At 73.3% G+C, this 15,288-nt stretch carries 16 protein-coding genes; 11 read left to right on the forward strand and 5 right to left on the reverse strand.

What is annotated here, in order from left to right; all coding sequences use genetic code 11:
- Window positions 1-36 precede the first annotated feature (36 nt).
- The 5 genes from ACF08W_RS25600 (at window position 37) to ACF08W_RS25620 (ending at window position 6,169) form a co-directional block, all read left to right on the forward strand.
- Entirely contained in the window at window positions 37-984 is a 948-nt protein-coding gene (locus ACF08W_RS25600) for a carbohydrate ABC transporter permease (RefSeq protein ID WP_385206028.1), read from the forward strand.
- Complete coding sequence (locus ACF08W_RS25605; RefSeq protein ID WP_392280669.1) at window positions 981-1,820, forward strand: carbohydrate ABC transporter permease; 840 nt, start codon at window positions 981-983, stop codon at window positions 1,818-1,820. The genes ACF08W_RS25600 and ACF08W_RS25605 overlap by 4 nt, the downstream gene beginning before the upstream one ends.
- Window positions 1,820-3,118, forward strand: a complete 1,299-nt coding sequence (locus tag ACF08W_RS25610) for an ABC transporter substrate-binding protein (protein ID WP_392280670.1) — start codon at window positions 1,820-1,822, stop codon at window positions 3,116-3,118. The genes ACF08W_RS25605 and ACF08W_RS25610 overlap by 1 nt, the downstream gene beginning before the upstream one ends.
- Before the next feature lie 382 nt (window positions 3,119-3,500).
- Window positions 3,501-4,703 (forward strand): S8 family serine peptidase, encoded by a 1,203-nt coding sequence (locus ACF08W_RS25615; RefSeq protein WP_352273006.1) that lies wholly within the window; start codon window positions 3,501-3,503, stop codon window positions 4,701-4,703.
- Window positions 4,704-5,035: 332 nt separating this feature from the next.
- On the forward strand, window positions 5,036-6,169 hold the full coding sequence (locus ACF08W_RS25620) for a DUF4185 domain-containing protein (protein ID WP_392280671.1): 1,134 nt from the start codon (window positions 5,036-5,038) through the stop codon (window positions 6,167-6,169).
- Between the two features lie 42 nt (window positions 6,170-6,211).
- On the opposite strand, the gene ACF08W_RS25625 is transcribed toward ACF08W_RS25620, so the two are convergent.
- Window positions 6,212-7,030 (reverse strand): hypothetical protein, encoded by an 819-nt coding sequence (locus ACF08W_RS25625; protein WP_392280672.1) that lies wholly within the window; start codon window positions 7,028-7,030, stop codon window positions 6,212-6,214.
- Between the two features lie 264 nt (window positions 7,031-7,294).
- Here ACF08W_RS25625 and ACF08W_RS25630 point away from each other — a divergent pair, with 264 nt between their 5' ends.
- From ACF08W_RS25630 to ACF08W_RS25640, 3 genes are read left to right on the forward strand one after another with little or no spacing between them, the layout of a single operon-like run.
- On the forward strand, window positions 7,295-8,575 hold the full coding sequence (locus tag ACF08W_RS25630) for an MFS transporter (RefSeq protein WP_392280673.1): 1,281 nt from the start codon (window positions 7,295-7,297) through the stop codon (window positions 8,573-8,575).
- 9 nt (window positions 8,576-8,584) lie between these two features.
- Window positions 8,585-9,160 carry a DUF1697 domain-containing protein gene (locus ACF08W_RS25635; RefSeq protein ID WP_385206045.1) on the forward strand — a complete coding sequence of 192 codons (576 nt, stop codon included), beginning with the start codon at window positions 8,585-8,587 and terminating at the stop codon, window positions 9,158-9,160.
- Window positions 9,157-9,558 (forward strand): DUF4440 domain-containing protein, encoded by a 402-nt coding sequence (locus ACF08W_RS25640; RefSeq protein WP_392280674.1) that lies wholly within the window; start codon window positions 9,157-9,159, stop codon window positions 9,556-9,558. The genes ACF08W_RS25635 and ACF08W_RS25640 overlap by 4 nt, the downstream gene beginning before the upstream one ends.
- A gap of 5 nt (window positions 9,559-9,563) precedes the next feature.
- Here ACF08W_RS25640 and ACF08W_RS25645 read toward each other — a convergent pair whose 3' ends face one another.
- From ACF08W_RS25645 to ACF08W_RS25655, 3 genes are all read right to left on the reverse strand, one after another.
- Window positions 9,564-10,355, reverse strand: coding sequence for an ABC transporter ATP-binding protein (locus tag ACF08W_RS25645; protein WP_385206411.1), 792 nt, complete (start codon window positions 10,353-10,355; stop codon window positions 9,564-9,566).
- Window positions 10,356-10,449: 94 nt separating this feature from the next.
- Window positions 10,450-11,319 (reverse strand): aldo/keto reductase, encoded by an 870-nt coding sequence (locus tag ACF08W_RS25650; protein ID WP_352273000.1) that lies wholly within the window; start codon window positions 11,317-11,319, stop codon window positions 10,450-10,452.
- 64 nt (window positions 11,320-11,383) lie between these two features.
- Window positions 11,384-11,917 (reverse strand): flavoprotein, encoded by a 534-nt coding sequence (locus ACF08W_RS25655; protein ID WP_352272999.1) that lies wholly within the window; start codon window positions 11,915-11,917, stop codon window positions 11,384-11,386.
- Window positions 11,918-12,026: 109 nt separating this feature from the next.
- On the opposite strand from ACF08W_RS25655, the gene ACF08W_RS25660 reads away from it, so the two are divergent.
- The 3 genes from ACF08W_RS25660 (at window position 12,027) to ACF08W_RS25670 (ending at window position 14,215) form a co-directional block, all read left to right on the forward strand.
- Window positions 12,027-13,235 (forward strand): helix-turn-helix domain-containing protein, encoded by a 1,209-nt coding sequence (locus ACF08W_RS25660; protein WP_392280675.1) that lies wholly within the window; start codon window positions 12,027-12,029, stop codon window positions 13,233-13,235.
- A 112-nt stretch (window positions 13,236-13,347) separates the two neighbouring features.
- A complete protein-coding gene (locus ACF08W_RS25665) occupies window positions 13,348-13,566 on the forward strand; it encodes a hypothetical protein (RefSeq protein WP_352272997.1) in 219 nt (72 codons plus the stop codon).
- 70 nt (window positions 13,567-13,636) lie between these two features.
- Window positions 13,637-14,215, forward strand: a complete 579-nt coding sequence (locus tag ACF08W_RS25670; protein WP_385206055.1) for a TIGR03086 family metal-binding protein — start codon at window positions 13,637-13,639, stop codon at window positions 14,213-14,215.
- An 18-nt stretch (window positions 14,216-14,233) separates the two neighbouring features.
- Here the strand turns inward: ACF08W_RS25670 and ACF08W_RS25675 are convergent, their stop codons facing one another.
- A complete protein-coding gene (locus tag ACF08W_RS25675; RefSeq protein ID WP_392280676.1) occupies window positions 14,234-15,088 on the reverse strand; it encodes a triphosphoribosyl-dephospho-CoA synthase in 855 nt (284 codons plus the stop codon).
- Window positions 15,089-15,288: the final 200 nt, after the last annotated feature.

The raw sequence follows: 15,288 nt of genomic DNA on the forward strand, positions 1-15,288 counted from the left end.
TATGAACCGGACCAAACGCCACAAGGGGGAGTATTCATGGCATTAGCGAGTGCGACCGTACGTTCCGAGAGACCCGGCCCGCCGGCCGGCCGGAGCACCCCGCCCCCGCCGGCGGGCCGGAGCGCCGGCGCCTGGTTCCTGGTACTGCCCGCGCTGATCCCGATCCTCGTCCTCAGCGTCGGCCCCCTGCTCTACGGCATCGCGCTCGCCTTCACCGACGCCCAGTCCGGCCGCACCCGCGCCACCCAGTGGGTCGGCGGGCTCAACTTCCAGGACCTGCTCCACGACACCCTCTTCTGGGACTCCTTCCGGATCGGCCTGGTCTGGGCGTTCGGCGTCACCGTCCCGCAGTTCGTCCTCTCCCTGGGCCTCGCCCTCCTGCTCGACCAGCGGCTTCGGCTGCGCTGGCTGGCCCGCGCGCTGGCGATCGTCCCCTGGGCGATGCCCGAGGTGGTCGTGGGCATCATGTGGCGGCTGGTCTACAACCCGGACGCGGGCGTCCTCAACGAGACCCTGCGCGACCTCTCCCTCGGCGACGGACGGGACTGGCTCACCGGCCTCGCCACCGCCCTGCCCGCGGTGATGGTCGTCGGGGTGTGGGCGGGCATGCCGCAGACCACCGTCGCCCTTCTCGCCGGGGTCCAGAACGCCCCGCGGGAGCTCCACGAGGCGGCGGCTCTCGACGGCGCCGGAGCCTGGCGCCGCTTCCGCACCGTCACCTGGCCGGTGCTCAGACCGGTCGCGTTCGCCATCACCGCACTCAACTTCATCTGGAACTTCAACTCCTTCGCCCTGGTCTACGTCCTGACCAACGGCGGGCCCGGCGGCCGCACCCGGCTGCCGATGCTCTTCGCGTACGAGGAGGCGTTCCACTACGGGCAGTTCGGCTACGCCGCGGCGATGGGCTGCGTGATGGTCGCGGTGATCTCCGTCATCCTCGCCGTCCACCTCGCCGCCCGGCTCAAGGGAGGCGAGGACCGGTGAACACCCGCACCAGCCCGCTCGTCCGCACCGGACAGTACGCCGCGCTCCTCGGCTACCTCGCCTTCCTGGCGTTCCCGTTCCTGTGGCTGATCTCCACCGCCTTCAAACCGGCCCGCGAACTGGGCTCGCTCCACCCCACCTGGATCCCCGCGCACCCGACGCTCGACAACTTCCGCCAGGCCTTCGACGAGCAGCCGCTGCTCCGGGCCGGGGCCAACTCGCTGACCGCCGCGCTCTGCGCCGCCGCCCTCGCGGTGGTCGTCGCCACCCCGCTGGCGTACGTGCTGGCCCGCCGCCGCTCCCGGCTCTCGACGGCGGCCACCGGATGGGTGGTGATCAGCCAGGCGTTCCCGCTGGTCCTGCTGATCATCCCGCTCTTCCTGATCCTGAAGAGCCTCCATCTGATCAACACCCTGACGGGGCTGGTCATGGTGTACACCGTCTGGGCGCTGCCCTTCGCGCTCTGGATGCTCGTCGGATACGTACGGGCCGTCCCGGTCGAGCTGGAGGAGGCCGCCGCGGTCGACGGGGCGGGCCGGCTGCGGACCCTGGTGTCGGTGACCGCCCCGCTGCTGGCCCCCGGCATCGTCGCCACCGCGCTCTTCGCCTTCATCACCGCCTGGAACGAGCTGTTCTTCGCGCTCGTCCTGCTCAAGTCACCGGAGAACCAGACCTTGCCGGTCGTCCTCACCCACTTCATCGGCGCGGAGGGGGCGGCCGACCTCGGCCCGCTCGCCGCCGCGGCCTTCCTCGCCACCCTGCCCTCGCTGGTGATCTTCGCGGTCATCCAGCGGCGGATCACCGGTTCCATGCTGGCCGGGGCGGTGAAGAGCTGATGCGGACGACGACGCGCAGGGCGACGGCCGCCGTGGCCACCGCGCTCGCCCTGCTCCTCTCCGGCTGCGCGGGGCAGGACGACGGCGGGCGGCACGACGGCCGGATCGAGCTGAGGTTCCAGTCGCTGGCCTGGCAGAAGGAGTCCGTCGACGCCAACAAGCGGCTGGTGGAGGAGTGGAACGAGACCCATCCGGACGTCCACGTCACCTATGTCCCCGGAAGCTGGGACACCGTCCACGACCAGTTGCTCACCTCCTTCGAGGGCGGCGAGGCCCCGGACATCGTCCACGACGCCTCCGACGACCTGGCCGACTTCGCGTACGGCGGCTTCCTCGCCGATCTGCGCGGACTCCTCCCCGACCGGCTGACCGCCGACATCCCGCGACAGAGCTGGTCCACCACCACCTTCGGCGACGGCGTCTACGGCGTGCCCTTCCTCCAGGAACCCCGCGTCCTGATCGCCAACACCAGGATCCTGCAGCGGTCGGGGGTTCGGATCCCGACCCCCGACCACCCCTGGAGCTGGGAGGAGTTCCGGCGCGTCACCAAGAAGCTGACCGGCGAGGGGCGGTACGGGGTCGCCTGGCCGCTCAGGGAGCCGGTCTCCGTCACGCTGAACCTCGGCCTCTCGGCCGGCGGCCGGCTCTTCCACCGGGGCGCCGACGGCAGGGTCACCCTCCGCGCGGAGCCGGGCGACCGGATCGTCCCCGGCACCATCCACGACCAGGTCACCACCGACCGCAGTGCCGCGCGCACCACCCTCGGCATGGGCGGCTCCGACACCCTCCCCGGCTTCTTCGGCGGCAAGTACGCGATGGTGCCGCTCGGTTTCTCCTACCGTCAGCAGATCGTCGAGCAGGCCCCCGAGGGGTTCGAGTGGACGGTGCTCCCGCCGCCGGCGGGCGGCGCGGGGCTCGCCCAGGGGGTCAGCCCGCAGACCCTGTCCGTCGCGGAGGCCAGCCCGCACAAGAAGGAGGCCGCGCGCTTCATCGACTTCCTGCTCCGGCCGCCGAACATGGTGCGGCTGGCCAAGGGCGACTGGATGCTCCCGACCGGTACCGAGGCCCTCGCCGACCCCTCCCTGCACACCGCAGAGAACGGCTGGGCGACCGGTGTCGCCGTCGCGAAGGCGCTCCGCCCGGCGCCCGCCCAGTCGGTGCGCGGCTACCCGGAGTGGAAGGACAAGGTCGCCACCCCCGCCCTCCAGGAGTACTACAGCGGAGCCATCGGGCCGGACGAGCTGACCCGGCGGCTGGTCGACGACGGGAACCGGGTCCTGGCCCGCTACCAGCGCTGATCCGGCTTCCGGCGAGGCCTTTGGGACACCGGAACGTTCCGCACCGCCGCAATGTGGCCGCCAGGTGAGAGGTCGGTGAAAGCAGGGTCGGAATCAGGCCGCGACCCCGCCCGTGCGCACCGCCGGGCGGGGTCCTCCGCGCCACCGGGGAAGACCGCCGGTCGCGCCGTGACCTCGGGGTGGGCCGCATAAGTCCTGGTGGACGCGGTCGACTTGAGTGTCTCTGGCCGGTTTCTTATTACGAAAGTTTGTTGAGTAAGTCACAGCCGCTTGAAGGTCTTGATCTGCGCGCGTCAATCGGCGAGGGTTTCGAGCCAGCCCCCGGAGATCTTCCGGCCGGGGGCGAATCCCCCCACAAAGAATGACGAGGAGACCCCTCTTCATGGCTATTCACAAGCGCGCCCGCCGGTTCAAGCTCACCGCGGCGATAACCGCGGTGGCCGCGGCGGCCGGAGTCACCCTGCTCAACACCTCGCTGGCGGGCGCCGAGCCCGCCCCCGCGATGGGCGTCGTCTACGGCGCGAACGCCGCGGACGCCGTCTCCGGCAGCTACATCGTCATGCTCAACCAGAAGGCCGACAAGTCGGAGCTCGCCAAGGAGTACGGCGGCAAGCTCAAGCGGAACTACACCTCCGCCATCAACGGCTTCTCCGCCTCCGGCCTCACGCTCACCGAGGCCAAGCGGCTGGCGGCCGACCCGGCCGTCTCCAAGGTGGTCCAGAACAAGAAGTTCCACATCGACGGGACCCAGACCAACCCGCCGTCCTGGGGGCTGGACCGGATCGACCAGACCGAGACCGCCGGTGATGGCGCGTACACCTACCCCGACAGCGCGGGCGAGGGCGTGACCGCGTACGTCATCGACACCGGTGTGCGCACCACGCACGAGGAGTTCGAGGGCCGGGCCAGCTCCGGCTACGACGCCGTCGACAACGACGACGACGCGGACGACGGCAACGGCCACGGCACCCATGTGGCGGGCACCATCGCCGGTGCGACCTACGGGGTCGCCAAGAAGGCGAAGATCGTCGCCGTCCGGGTCCTCGACGACTCGGGCTCGGGCACCACCGAGCAGGTCGTCGCCGGCATCGACTGGGTGACCGAGAACCACGAGGGCCCCTCCGTCGCCAACATGAGCCTCGGCGGCGGCGCGGACGAGGCGCTCGACACCGCGGTCCAGAAGGCCATCGCCTCCGGTGTCACCTTCGCGGTCGCCGCCGGCAACGACTCGTCCGACGCGAGCCAGACCTCCCCGGCCCGCGTCCCCGAGGCCATCACGGTCGCCTCGTCCACCGTGGACGACGAGCAGTCGTACTTCTCCAACTACGGCTCGATCGTGGACATCTACGCCCCGGGTTCGGACATCACCTCGTCGTGGAACGACAGCGACGACGCGTCCAACACCATCTCCGGTACGTCCATGGCGACCCCGCACGTCGTCGGCGCCGCCGCCGTCTACCTCGCCGGGCACCAGGACGCCACCCCGGAGGAGGTCGCCACCGCCCTCACCGACGGGGCCACCCCCGACGCGATCTCCAACGCCACCGCGGGGACCCCGAACAAGCTGCTGAAGATCGTCGAATAGCCGCCCGGCCCCCGGGCCGGTGACCGGGCGGCCGAACCGCCCGGCGCAACGGAGAACGCGGCCGCCGTGCCCTCCCCCACGGGGCACGGCGGCCGCTTCGTGCGTGAACTCCACTGTGCTGCAAGGGAGTTGTGGATGGCGACCGGATTGATTCCGCCACCGGCACCCGGTGTGCCACGCCTTTCGGCCGACCTCGGCCCGACTCCCGGTCCGGCCGCATCCTGCCTCCGCGTCCGGGCGTTGGGCCGGTGATGCCACCGCGCCGACCGTTCCGGTCCGGCGCCGGGGCATCCTCCGGTCCGTTCAGAACCGACTCCGAAAGGCACCGACGGATGACAGCAGCATCGAACGGGAAAGACGCGGCCGGCGGGTACTCCCGCCGCGGGCTCCTCAAGATCGGCATCGGCGTCGTCGCGGGGGCGGGCATGGTCGGCCCGGCCGCCGGAACGGCCATGGCCGGCGGGCCGGGCGACCCCTCCAGCCCCACCCTCGCGGTCAAGGTGAAGAACCTCAGCGGCCCCGCCGAGACCGGCCCGTTCACCGCGCCGTGGACCGACCTCGGCATCCCCGTGCGCTGTCCGGACGGCACCATGCTCTTCGTCGGCGGCGACACCTTCGACGGCGACCACGTGCCACGCCCCGGCGAACCGAGCGACTGGCGTGCCCCGGTCGGCCTGCGCTCCAGCAACGGGGACGTCAACAACCTGCGCATCGACGGAAGCGTCGGTGGCGGCCACGCCAACAGCCTCGTCGACGAGCCGCACAACCCCGTCGGGGACAAGGCCACGACGGCGATCCCGTCCGACGTGTTCGTCGTCGACGGCGTCATGTACATGCACCTGATGCGCGGTGTCATCTACGACACCCACCACACGGACTTCTGGCGCTCCACCGACAACGGGGAGTCCTGGGAGTACCTCTGCCAGTGGCCGGGCGACCTGCACGGCGGCCAGTTCCAGCAGAAGACGTACGCCGTCGCCGATGACGGCTACTGCTACGTCCTGTCCTCGGTCTTCAACCGCGAGGTGGCCTCCGGGATGCTGCTCCACCGGGTGCGCAAGGAGCGCCTCGGCGACCCGGGCGCCTACGAGCCGTGGGGCTACGTCGACGGCGGCTGGCGGTGGAACGCCCCGGCGCCGACGACCGTGTTCGGCGTCCGCAAGTGGGGCGAGATCTGCTTCCGCGCCATGGACGGCAAGTACGTCCTCACCTGGCTCAACATGGACCCGCTGTCGATCCGTGCGATGGTCTTCCCGCTCCCGACCTCGGACCTGACCAGGACGCTGGAGCAGACGATGATCCTGCCCTGTGCGCCCGGGCAGGAGGTGGCCAACCTCGTGGCCAGTCCGTACGGCGGGTTCGTCGTCCCCGGCTCGACGTTCGGCAACTTCCACATCGTCGTCAGCCAGTGGTACGACGAGTGGAACTACCGGATCATGCAGTACAAGGTCAACATGCTGTCCTGAGCGGGGCGTGGCACCGGGCGCCGTCCCCGGCGGCGCCCGGCGTCAGGCGGAGGCCGGGCCGGTGCGGCCCGGCCGTTCGCGCAGGACGAGCAGGGTCCAGCCCCGGCCCGCCGGGTCCAGCGGCCGGGTCGCGGCGGTGAAGAGCTCCGCGGCCCGGCGGTAGGAGAGCCGCCCCCGGCCGGTGACCGGACAGCGGTCGGCGGCCGGTGTTCCGGCGGGCGCCCGGCGGCCCGTGACGAAGACCGGCCCCGCCGTGCGCCCGGCGAGCAGCATCGGCAGCAGGCGGGCCGTGCCCGGCCCCCAGGTCAGGGCGGCCGCCGCGTGGGACCGGGCCCGCCGGCCGGGCAGGTCGAGGTGGTCGATGTCGAGGGCGAGCACCCGCTCGACGGGGGCCCGTGACTCGTGCAGGAGATGCCACAGGGCCAGCTCCCTCAGCGGCGCCCGCGAGGTGAGGGCGGCGCGGGCCCGGTCCGGGGCGGTGGCGGACGCCGGGGGAGTGGCCGAGGGGACGGCGGCCGGTCCGGGGCGCGGCCCGGGCGGCTCCAGTCCGGCCGTCGGGTCCGTGACGATCCAGCCCCGCGCCAGCCACCACGCCGTGGCAGCGCGCAGACAGGCCAGCTCGCGGACCACCGTACGGGGCAGGGCGGACGCGGCGCGGTCGGCCAGTCCCCGGCGCAGCCGCTCCGGGGTCCGCGGATCGTCCAGCAGGGCGAGCGGCACGACGGGCGGACGGGCACCCCGGCGCTCCCGGCCGGTCGGGGCCCGCCGGTCGACCAACGGCCAGGCCCACCCCCGCAGCGAGACCCGGTAGACGCGGCGGGAGGCGTCGCCGAGACCGGCCGCCGCGAGGTAGCGGTCCACGGCGGCACCGTATTCCACCGGCGTCGCACGCAAAGGTCCCGTGTCCGTTTCCGGGCCGATTCTCATTCCCGCCACCCGCAGTAAATGGACTTCATCGACACTCCCTCGCTTCTCCTCAACCGACCCTATCACCAGGGATGTTGCAGTAAATGAAGCCTATTTACTGCGGGAATTCCAGGGAAAGTAAAATTGCTGGTGAAAGACTCAATTTTCTTTCGCGGATTACTTGCGGAGGGTGCGGCGGCAGGGGGAGGCTGCGGAGCCATGACGCTTCGTACCCGCCTTCCCGCCGCGACCGGGACCGGGGCGGCCCCCCGCCGCCTGCGCACCCTGCGGCACGCCCGATTCCGCCGGTTCCTGATCGGCCAGGGCTCCTCGCTGCTCGGCTCCGGGATGAACACCATCGCCATGACCTTCGCCGTACTGCGGTTGCCCGACGGCGGGGTCGACGCCGTCGGTGTGGTGATGGCGGTCCGCATCCTGGCCGTGCTGGCGGTGCTGCTGCTCGGCGGAGTGCTGACCGACCGGATCGGGGCCCGTACGGTCATGCTGACGGCCGATCTGCTCCGGTTCGCCTCCCAGGGCGTGCTCGCCGTCCTCCTGCTGACCCACAGCGCGCGGATGTGGGAAGTGGTCGCCCTGGCGGTGCTCCTCGGGATCGGCGAGGGTGCGTTCAGCCCGAGCCTCACGGCCCTCGTGCCGGGCCTCGTCCCCGAGGACGAGCTGTCGGACGCCAACGCGGTGCTCCAGATGTCCCAGGCCGTGGCCTCGGTGCTGGGGCCGGGGCTGGCCGGACTGCTCATCGCGGTCCTCGACGCGGGCACGGTGGTCGCCGTCGACGCGCTCAGCTACGGGGTGAGCGCCCTGGCCCTGGCCGGGCTGCCCCTGTCCCGCTCGGACGGACCCCGGCGCGGGCTCTTCGCCGACCTGGGGCGCGGCTGGAAGGAGTTCACCTCCCGCACCTGGCTGTGGGTGACGACCCTGCACATCAGCCTCTTCAACTTCGTCCTCTGGGCCCCGTTCCTGGTGCTGGGACCGGCCCTCGCCCAGCAGCGGCTGGGCGGCGCGAGGGCCTGGGGACTGGTCCTGGCCCTGTACGGCACCGGCTCGATCCTCAGCGGGCTGGCGCTCCTCGGCCGGAGCCCCCGCAGGCCACTCGCCTGGTCGATGGCCGCATCCGTCTGCTGGGCGTTCCCGGCGGCGGCGCTGGCCGCACGGCTGCCGCTGGGCTGGGTGGCCGGGGCCGCGCTCCTGGCGGGGGCCGGGGCGGCGGTGTGCAGCGCCCTCTCGACCACCGTCATCCAGCGCGACGTCCCCGCCGAGGTCCGCGGACGCATCAGCGCGTTCGACAGCCTGGGCGCCTTCGCCCTGGGACCGCTCGGACTGGCCCTGGCCGGGCCGGTCTCGGGGGTGGTGGGGGCCGACCGGCTCCTCGCGGCCGGCGCGCTCTGGCAGCTGGCCGCGGTCGCGGTGGTGCTGGCCCTCCCGTCCGTACGACGGCACGGGGTGACACGGCCCGCCGCCCCGTACGGCTCCACACCCTAGGGTGTGGCCATGACGACGTACGCGGCGCTGTTGCGCGGGATCAATGTCAGCGGCCACAAACGGATCCCGATGGCCGACCTCCGGGCCCTGCTCACCGAGCTGGGACACGCGGACGTCCGCACCCACCTGCAGAGCGGCAACGCCGTCTTCAGCAGCGCGTCGGACGACGAGGAGGCCCTCGCCGCCGAGCTGGAGCGGGCCATCGCCCGGCGCTTCGGCTTCGACGTCCCCTGCCTGGTCCGCGACGGCGCCTACCTGGCGGCGGTCGCGGCGGCCTGCCCGTTCCCGGCCGCCGAGCTGGAGGGGAAGCAGCTCCACGTCACGTACTACGACCGGCCGGTCGACGCCGCCCGCTTCGCCGGGATCGACCCGGCGGCCCACCTGCCCGAGGCGTTCGCCCTCGGCGACCGGGCGCTCTACCTCTACGCCCCCGACGGGCTGGGCCGCTCGAAACTCGCCGAGGCCCTCTCCCGCACCTCCGTCACCAAGGGCCTCGTCGCCACCTCGCGCAACTGGAACACCGTGGCCACACTGGTCGGGATGACCGCACCCGGCACGCCCGCGCACGACGGAGCCCCCGCATGACCGAACCGTCCCCCGGCGTGGCCGCGGCGGTCGAGGGCGAACTGCGCCTCCTGGACCCGGTCGTCCGCGCCTCCGCCGAACTGCTCGCCGCGCTGCTGCACCCCGACTACCGGGAGATCGACCACACCGGACGGATCTGGGACCGCGACTCCATGATCGCCGCGCTCACCGCGGCGGACGCCCCGCGCCCCGGCCCGCTCACCGCCACCCGGATGCAGGGCGTCCAGCTCGCCGAGGACATCGTCCACCTCACCTACGACACCGAGACGAAGGGCCGCGTCTACCACCGCAGCTCGGTGTGGCGGCTGACCGGCACGGGCTGGGTGCTCTACTACAACCAGGCCACCCCGTCCAACGCCCCCGACCCCGCCCCGGACGGCGGCACCGACGACGGCTGACCGGCTCAGCGGCGCGTCACCCGCTGCGCCCGCGCCGCCCACCGGCCGTCCGTACGGGAGATCCGCACCGGGTGCCCGAAGCAGTCGCTGACCCGCTCCGTGGTCAGCACCCCGTCCACCGGGCCCGAGGCCACGCACCGGCCGCCCCGCAGCAGCATCGCGTGCGTGGTGGAGGCGGGCAGCTCCTCCAGATGATGGGTGACCAGCACCGTCGCCAGCTCCGGATGCTCCTGACGCAGCATGTCCAGACTGTCGAGCAACTGCTCGCGCGCGGCGAGGTCGAGACCGGTGGCCGGCTCGTCGAGCAGCAGCAGCCTCGGCCGGGGCATCAGCGCGCGGGCGATGAGCGTACGGCCCCGCTCGCCCTGCGACAGCGCCGGCCAGCGCGACCCCGACTTGCCGCCCATCCCGAGCATCTCCAGCAGCCGCTCCGCCCGGTCCCGCTGCTCCTGGTCCACCGAACGGCGCGGCACCGGCTCGACCGAGTTCGTCAGCCCGGTCAGCACCACCTCGCGCACCGACAGCGGGGAGCGCAGCGGATGACGCGGATCGACATGGCCGAGCAGCGAACGCAGCTCCCGCATGTCGACCCGGCCGAGCCGGCGCCCCAGCACCTCCACCGCACCCCGGGTGGGGTGCTTCACCGCGCCGAGCAGCCCCAGCAGCGTGCTCTTCCCGGCCCCGTTGGCGCCGAGCAGCGCCCAGTGCTCGCCGGCGCGCACCGTCAGCGAGACCGAGTCGAGCAACACCTTGCCGTCCCGGACCAGCTGGACGCCGTCGGCCCGGATCACCGGCACCGCCCCGGCGTCCTCGGCGGCCGGAACGGGGACGGGGACGGTGGTCGGTGGGGTGGTGGTACCGGGCGTGGTCACAGCCGGGTGCTCCTTCTTCTCATACGGGTACGAGCGCCTCCAGGGCGCCCAGGTCCTCGTCCGACAGCCGGATCTCGCGCGCCCCCAGGTTCTCCGCCAGATGGGCGGCCGAGCCGGTGCCCGGGGTCGGGCAGAGCACGGGGGAGCGGTGCAGCAGCCAGGCGAGGGCGATCTGCCCGCGGGTGGCGCCGTGCCGGTCGGCGATGCCGGAGAGCGCTGCGGCGGCGTCACCGGTCAGCGCGCCGTTGCCCAACGGGAACCAGGGCAGAAAGGCGAGACCATGGGCTTCGCACGTCTTCAGCACCGCCTCCGACGAGCGGTCCAGGAGATTGAAGCGGTTCTGCACCGAGGCGATCCCGGTCAGGGAGAGCGCCTGCTCCAGCTGCTCGGCGGTCAGGGTGTCCAGGCCGATGTACCGGATCTTACCCTCGTGCCGCAGCTCGTCCAGGGCGCCCAACTGCTCCGCCATCGGCACGTCCGGATCCAGCCGGTGCAGCTGGTAGAGGTCGATCCGGTCCGTCCGCAGCCGCCCGAGGCTGGCCTCGCACATCGCCCGCAGCCGCTCCGGCCGGCCCTCGATGTGCCAGGCGCTGTCGCTGGTGCGGACCACACCGCCCTTGGTCGCGATCACCAGGTCGTCGCGGTACGGACGCAGGGCCTCGGCCACCAGCTCCTCCGCCAGCCCGGGGCCGTAGTTGTCCGCCGTGTCGATCAGGGTGACCCCCTGCTCCACGGCGGCCCGCAGCACCGCCACGGCGGCGCCGCGGTCGCCGCGCGGCCCCCAGTAGCCGGGCCCGGTCAGCTGGGCCGTGCCGTAACCGAGCCGCCGCACGGGCAGCTCGCCGCCGAGCAGGAAGGTCTCACCGGGGGAACAGGAGAACGAAGTCATCCCACGATCCTATGTTCCCGGGTCCACGCCCCCAGGAGCGTCCACGGCGCCCCGCGCCCGGAGCCTACGGAGCCAGCGCGTCGACCGCGTCGAGCGCGAGCTCCCAGGGGAATCCGCCCGGGCGGCGCTCGCCCGGAAGGTTCGGCTCGAACCCGCCGGGGCCGTAGAGCACCGTGACCCCCATCTCCCTCAGTTCGGCGACGCTCCGCCCGAACGCCCGGTGCCGGGCGTACGCGGAGTTGACGCAGGGCATCGCGACGAGCGGGATCCCCTTGCCGATCGCCTCGGCCGCGAAACCCACCACGAAGCTCGAAGTGAGACCCAGCGCCCAGGAGTTGACCGAGTTGAACGTGGCGGGCGCGAACAGCACCACGTCCGCCGGGGGCCAGACGTCCCGGGCACCCGGCGCCTTGTACCCGGACCGCACCGGGTGCCCGGTCAGCCGCTCCAGCCCGGCCGCCCCCGGCTCCAGCCAGCGGGCCGCCGACGGGGTGAGCCCCAGACACACGTCGTAGCCGCGGGCCTGGGCCTTCTCGATGACCGAAGCGATGTCGAGTACGGGCGGAGCGGCGGAACCGAGCAGGTAGAGAGTCGTCATACTGCCATCCCATCGCGCCGGGGCGGGACCGGCCAATTTTCCTCAATCCGGTTGGCATGGGGCCGCTTTGCGAATCCCGCGACGGACCGCGTGGGTACGGTTCCCGGCGATGAACGAGGAACGCGAGGGGGCCGGCAGGCCCGTACCGGACGACACCAGCACGGGCGAACGGATCAAGGAACAACGGAAGCTCGCCCGGCTCAGCCAGCGCCAGCTCGCCGCCCGCATCCCCTACTCCTACAGCCTGCTCAACCAGGTCGAATGCGGGGCCCGGGTGGCGACGGCCGAGTTCACCGCCGCCGTCGCCCGCGGCCTCGGCATCGACATCGCCCTCCTCACCGGACCCCCGAGGGCGACCGAGACACAACACAGCAGGCTCTCCGCGCTGGTCCGCCCGATCCGGGAGTCCCTCGCCCTGTACGACCTCGGACCCGACGGCCACCACCCCACCCGCACCGCGCGGGAGCTGGTCCGCGACACCGACCGCCTCTGCCAGGAGGTCCGGGCGACGTACCTCAGGAAGGCCGCCCTCGCGCTCCCCGGCGTCATCGACGACCTCACCCTCACCGTGCACACGGCACCGAGCACCGAGGTATGGCGCGCCCTGGCCTCGGCGTACCGCACCGCCCACGACATCGCCGCCAAACTCGGCTTCGCGGACCTCGCCATCACCGCGCTCGACCGCATGGGCTGGGCCGCCGCGCACGCCTCCGACCCCTGCCTCGCCGCGATCCGCCAGTACCGGCGGGCCCTGAGCCACGTCGATGCCGAGCCGGATCTCGGGCGGCGCCTGGTCGAGGCCGGGCAGGCGCTCGTCGTCGGCCAGAGCTCGCGCGAAGGGCTCGTCGTGGCGGGCCAACTGCACCTCGGAGCCTCGGAGATGGCGGCCCGGGCCGGGGACGGACGGGCCGTGGCGCAGCACATCCAGGCCGCCCGGGAGCTGGCCGACCGGGTCGGCGGCGAGGCGGGCGAGGTCCACTGGCTGAGCTTCGGCCGGATGAACGTCAACCTGCACGAGATCGGCGCGGCCATCACCATGCGCGACTTCGACGCCGCGCTGCGCCAGGCCCGCGCGGTGAAACTCCCCCCGTCGACGCTGACTTCGCGCCGGGCCCGGTTCCTGGTGGACCGTGCCGTCGTCGAGATGGAGACCGGCCACCTGGACGCCTCCCTGCGCCATCTTCTCGCGGCCCGCCGGGCCGCCCCGGAGCAGACCCGCTACCACCCGCGCACCCGGGAGACCGTGGCCGGGCTCCTCCACACGAGCCGCCGCACCTCGGACCATCTGGTCAACATGACGTCCTGGATCGGCCTTTGAAGCCGGTCCGGTCCGCCGGAAACCTCCCGGCCCGCTCACAGAAGTGTGAGCGTTCCGGCCCCCGGGGCCGGGGATCCTCTTCCCACCAGACCAGCGAGGAGCCGGGGGCGTCATGAACGTGAGGAACCTACCGTCGGCCAGCGAACTGACGGAGCAGCAGCAGCGCGGATGGTCCTGCGTCTGGTGCCGGGCCGCCCTGACCATCGGCACCGACACCGATCTCGGTGAACAGCGGACCCGCCCGGCCGCCGGTGCCGCCTACAGCTGGTTCCCCCGGGCCTGCTCGGACGCCGCCGCCTGCGCCGCCCGCGAGGCCGGGCTCGCCTGCTGACCGGGCGGCCCGGCGGAGCGTGTCGCTTTTCTTCAATCGCCCGGCCGGGCCCGGCTCGTAGGGTTCCGGCATGAAGACCGAGCACGCTCATATGACCGAGGTCGCCGCCGAGGCGGCTCGTATCGCCCGTACCGTCCGCGCCGATCAGCTCGGCGCGACCCGAACGCCCTGCGGTGACTGGGACCTGCGGGGCCTCGTCAACCACTGGGTGCTGTACACGTCCCACGGCCTGGAGCACCGGGCCCTGGGCAAGGAGCTTCCGGAGGAGCTCGTCGGGCGGGACTTCACCGCCGACGTCGACTGGGCGGAGCGGTACGCGGAGCAGTTGGACCGCGCGGTCGCGGCCTGGGCGGACCCGGCGGTCTGGGACGGCGAGATCGACCTGGGCAACTCCACGTCCCCGGCCCGTGACGTCGCCGCGATGCTCATCGAGGAGACCGCCCTGCACGGCTGGGACGTGGCCCGGACCATCGGCCAGGAGTTCCGGCTCTCCGACGCGGCGGCCGCCTACGTCCGTGAGGTCGTCGACGGCACCGCCGAGCTGTACCGGCAGTACGACGGCTTCGCCGACGAGGTGGCGGTCGCCGAGGGCGCCCCGGACTTCGAACGGGCCCTGGCCCACAGCGGACGCGACCCGAAGTGGGTGTGATCCGCCCGCGGCGGATGATTACCCGGCCGTGACCGTCCCGGCACCGGCGGCCGGGCGGGCGGACGAGCCGAGACCGTCCACGAACAGGGCCCCGGCGAGCAGACCCGCGCTTCCCCGGGGGCTCCAGCCGCGGGTGCGGAGGTCGTCGTCGAACGCGGCCAGGGCATCGGCCCCGGCGGCGGTCGCGACGGAGCCCGCCTCCAGGACGGCGCGCGCCCCTGCGTGGACGTGGCGCAGACTGGCCGGGCCCGCCGCGTGGAGGATCCCGGTGTCGCGGAGGCTCGACACCACGGTCAGCAGGGCGTCCAGCCGCGCCTGCGCCTCGGTGGCCCCGGCGTCGCGGGAGGCGGTGAGGGCCGTCAGTGCGCTGCGGACATGGGGGAAGCCGGCCCGGGCCTCGCCGCGCGCACCGGCGGCTCCGTAGGTCACCGCCATCGCCGAGCCGGGCGTGGGGCGGTGCGGCGCGTTCCGGTCGGGGTGCGCGGCGATCCGTCCGGCCGCCCGGGTGACCTCGTCGGCGGAGGCGGAGCGGCTCTGGACGGCACCGGCGACGAGCAGGCCGAGGACGAACAGCGCTCCCCGGTGGCCGCCGCCGGCCAGGCGGGCCGTGTGCTCGGTGCCGCGCCCGATGGCACCGAGTTCCGCCCGCAGCCCGGGCGTGGGCCCGTCGTTGCGGCGGGCCGCAGCGGCCATCGCCGCGAGCCCGGGGGCCAGGGCGATGGCCGACCACCGGAGGGTGGCGTGGTCGCGGCGCGAGACCCGGGCGGCGAGGTCGCGCGGGTCGGGCAGGCCGGGCTTCGGGGCCAGGGCCAGTTGTTCGGTCAGGGCGCGCACGGCGGCCCCGGCCAGCAGTTCGTCGCGGTGGTCGGTCATGGTGCCTGCGATCCTCCGATCCCCTCCGATCCCTTCCGGGCCTTCGGACCCGTGCCCGGTTGTGCCGCCGTGGGGGCCCGCACCCCCCGGCCGCCCCGCCCGCCCCGGCGCCGGGGGTGGCGTGCGTCACCCCGGGGGGGCTTGCCACGGGGGGGGCCGGCCGCCCGGCCCCGGGGGGGCGTGGCCGGGCGGGGGGGGCG

The organism is Streptomyces sp. NPDC015144 (genome assembly GCF_043079735.1).
Lineage (GTDB): Bacteria > Actinomycetota > Actinomycetes > Streptomycetales > Streptomycetaceae > Streptomyces.

Bases quoted from the DNA above. Each gene is read 5' to 3' on its own strand.
- ACF08W_RS25670 (WP_385206055.1), top strand. From the start codon at position 13,637: ATGAAGACCGAGCACGCTCATATGACCGAGGTCGCCGCCGAGGCGGCT.
- ACF08W_RS25640 (WP_392280674.1), top strand. From the start codon at position 9,157: ATGACCGAACCGTCCCCCGGCGTGGCCGCGGCGGTCGAGGGCGAACTG.
- ACF08W_RS25675 (WP_392280676.1), bottom strand. From the start codon at position 15,088: ATGACCGACCACCGCGACGAACTGCTGGCCGGGGCCGCCGTGCGCGCC.
- ACF08W_RS25660 (WP_392280675.1), top strand. From the start codon at position 12,027: ATGAACGAGGAACGCGAGGGGGCCGGCAGGCCCGTACCGGACGACACC.
- ACF08W_RS25600 (WP_385206028.1), top strand. From the start codon at position 37: ATGGCATTAGCGAGTGCGACCGTACGTTCCGAGAGACCCGGCCCGCCG.
- ACF08W_RS25635 (WP_385206045.1), top strand. From the start codon at position 8,585: ATGACGACGTACGCGGCGCTGTTGCGCGGGATCAATGTCAGCGGCCAC.
- ACF08W_RS25665 (WP_352272997.1), top strand. From the start codon at position 13,348: ATGAACGTGAGGAACCTACCGTCGGCCAGCGAACTGACGGAGCAGCAG.
- ACF08W_RS25630 (WP_392280673.1), top strand. From the start codon at position 7,295: ATGACGCTTCGTACCCGCCTTCCCGCCGCGACCGGGACCGGGGCGGCC.
- ACF08W_RS25650 (WP_352273000.1), bottom strand. From the start codon at position 11,319: ATGACTTCGTTCTCCTGTTCCCCCGGTGAGACCTTCCTGCTCGGCGGC.
- ACF08W_RS25610 (WP_392280670.1), top strand. From the start codon at position 1,820: ATGCGGACGACGACGCGCAGGGCGACGGCCGCCGTGGCCACCGCGCTC.
- ACF08W_RS25620 (WP_392280671.1), top strand. From the start codon at position 5,036: ATGACAGCAGCATCGAACGGGAAAGACGCGGCCGGCGGGTACTCCCGC.
- ACF08W_RS25655 (WP_352272999.1), bottom strand. From the start codon at position 11,917: ATGACGACTCTCTACCTGCTCGGTTCCGCCGCTCCGCCCGTACTCGAC.
- ACF08W_RS25615 (WP_352273006.1), top strand. From the start codon at position 3,501: ATGGCTATTCACAAGCGCGCCCGCCGGTTCAAGCTCACCGCGGCGATA.